The sequence below is a fragment of the Psychroserpens burtonensis DSM 12212 genome, assembly GCF_000425305.1.
Lineage (GTDB): Bacteria > Bacteroidota > Bacteroidia > Flavobacteriales > Flavobacteriaceae > Psychroserpens > Psychroserpens burtonensis.
Genome location: NZ_AUDE01000057.1, coordinates 1 through 2,575, shown reverse-complemented (window position 1 = coordinate 2,575; position 2,575 = coordinate 1). Strand labels below are relative to the sequence as shown.

Genomic DNA, 2,575 nt, shown 5'->3' with positions numbered 1-2,575 from the left:
CTGTAACGTCTAATTACTTTGTCATTTCTATACATAATGTTTAAAATTATGTAGCCTTATTTCAGGACGGGTCATAATGTGCGTTAAGGGACATAGTTTACACAAGTTAAAGATCACACTTTACACTAAATTTTGACTAAGCCTTATTGATGTTTGTTTATTTCTGATGTTCATATCATCAAAGTAACCTAAAAATACATTATAATAATATACGCTCCAAATTCCATTTCCTAATTCCTCAACACCCACATATTTTCCTTTAAGAGCAATGGTTAAATAGACCCAATGTTTTGATTTCCATCTGACCGCTCCATTTTGTGTGACTTTCATTATTTTAAATTTGGAATTATAATCAAATAGTTTAATTCTTTCAGTAAAAGGACGTGTAGAAAACAGATGCACAGAAGCGGGTGTTTCCATGTCTAAAGCTTCATGTGGACGTATGTGGTTATATTCTTTTACAAAGTGATTTAAACGCCTTTGTTGCGCTTTTAAATCATAAGCTGAAGGCTTCGCACAATCCGCCTTTAAATCACGATGCATTCGTTCATGTCTTCCATTTTGTTCAGGGTGTCCTGGGTCGGAAAAAACAGGCATAATTCCGAGTTCAATAAACCAATAAGATAGTTGTGTAAATCTCTGAATTGCCCTTACAGATCCAAATGGGCTTCCGTTATCTGTGTGTATTTGTTTTGGTATACCATATGTTCTAAAAACCTTTGTAAACTCCGCTTTAGCGTTCTTTAGAGTTTCTTTATAATGTCCTTTTGCAGAGAATATAAATCTACTTTTTGAGTCCGCAATTGTGAGTGGATGACAATAGATTTTATTACCCATTAAGAACTTTCCTTTGTAATCAGCACTCCATACCTCATTACAGTGTTGAGGGTCAAAAATAGGGAAGAGAGGCTTGACTCTTTTACAGCGTTTTTGAGGTATAACTAAACCGTTTTTAGATAATATATTGTGAACGGTAACCACACTTGGGATATCGTCTTCAATACAAACGTTAAACAACAATTTTCTTATTTTTTTTGCTCCCCAGTGTTTGTGTTTTTCTTTGAGTTTTAGAATATTTTTCACGACGTCTTCCTTAGTACTATTGGGATGCATTTGAGGTGCTTTCGAATGCTCTTTTAGACCTTCAATTCCGTCTTTTTCAAACCTAGAAATGAGTTTGTAAGCAGTAGGACGAGAAATTTTAAATGCCTTGCATAATTCTGTAATCGAATACTTTTGAGTTCTCCATTCACAGATGAATTCTACTTTTTGTTCCATAGTTGTCGTTTCTTTCCAAGGCATAATTTCTGATTTTACTCAGTAAATTAGTCTTTAAAAAGTGTAAACGATGTCCCTTTAACTTTGTAAAGGATGTCCCTTTACCGTACCTAATTATTGGTAACGTTTGGTATATGGTTTGTTGCGTGTTGAAGCAACTAATTTAGTAAACAAATCACAGATAGAAAATTCCAGCGGAATTTTCGTAAGTAAGCTAGAACAAGCAATAAATTATATACGGTGTTGTGCACTGCTTATATTGTCTATTTTTTTTCAATACTAGAAGGATTATCTCCCCATATTCCATTCAATAATATATTGCTAATCTGTGGAATACTATCACTAACAGAGACCCAAGAAATATGATCAAATTGGCCTTTTTCAAATTCTAGTGTACTCGCTCCGCCAGTTGTTGCTAATCCATAATAGTTGTGACCATTTGCTGTAGCTTTGGAATAAGTGTGATGATGACCAGCAAAAACGGTTAATGCTCTATTCTTAGTTAGTTCTTCTATTTTTTTCCAATCCTTATTGTTTTCATAAAGCCACATTGGTCGATGAAGAAAAATGAAAGTCCAACTTGCAGAAGCATTCTCTTTTAAGGTCGTTTTAAGCCAATTCATTTGATGTTCACTTATTTCTCCATATTCACTTCCTGGTTTGTCTTCAGAGTTCAAAACAATGAATAAAGCAGTCTTATGTTTAAAATGATAATATGTAGATCCAAATTGTTTAATCCAATGAGCTTCCATTTTACTATTACGAAGATCATTGTTTCCAGCTACATAGAAAAAAGGAACTTTTAGTTGTTTAGTGATATTGTTAAATTCTAGCCATCTTTCTTTAATTAGTTTATCGTCAAATTTTGTTGAATCCAACTTAAAGTCTTTTGTGTCAATTAAATCGCCTACAGATATCACAAATTCGGGTTTCAGTTTATTTAATTTTTGAATTGCGTCTTCAAATACTCCTGGTCTGCGTCCTCCAGAATTATCACTAACAATTGCAAAATTAAAATCCTTTGTTTGATCTTTAAAATCAAGATGGGTCCAGGGACTTGCTTCTGTTAGCTTGTGGTCGGGGTCAGTTTTATGATTAAAATTGCAAGAAAAAAAAGAAATAGTAAGACAGAAAATGAGTAGATATTTAAGTATGTTATTCATTTTTCAATATTTATTTCAGGTGTGTCTAAAGTTGTGCACAACGTGTTTCTTTAGTTTGTATTAAATATATTTAGATAGAAAAAGAGGAGAACTATAACGTGTTTTAGAATTATAGGTCCATGACACGTACGAGT

2 protein-coding genes are annotated in these 2,575 nt (G+C 33.1%); both read right to left on the bottom strand.

Annotated features, from left to right (window positions below; translation table 11 throughout):
* Positions 1–120: 120 nt before the first annotated feature.
* Positions 121–1,302, bottom strand: coding sequence for an IS481 family transposase (locus H593_RS0115320; RefSeq protein ID WP_028873230.1), 1,182 nt, complete (start codon positions 1,300–1,302; stop codon positions 121–123).
* 239 nt (positions 1,303–1,541) lie between these two features.
* The gene (locus tag H593_RS0115315) at positions 1,542–2,441 is read right to left on the bottom strand and encodes a metallophosphoesterase family protein (RefSeq protein WP_028873229.1); all 900 of its coding nucleotides are present in this window, start codon (positions 2,439–2,441) and stop codon (positions 1,542–1,544) included.
* Positions 2,442–2,575: the final 134 nt, after the last annotated feature.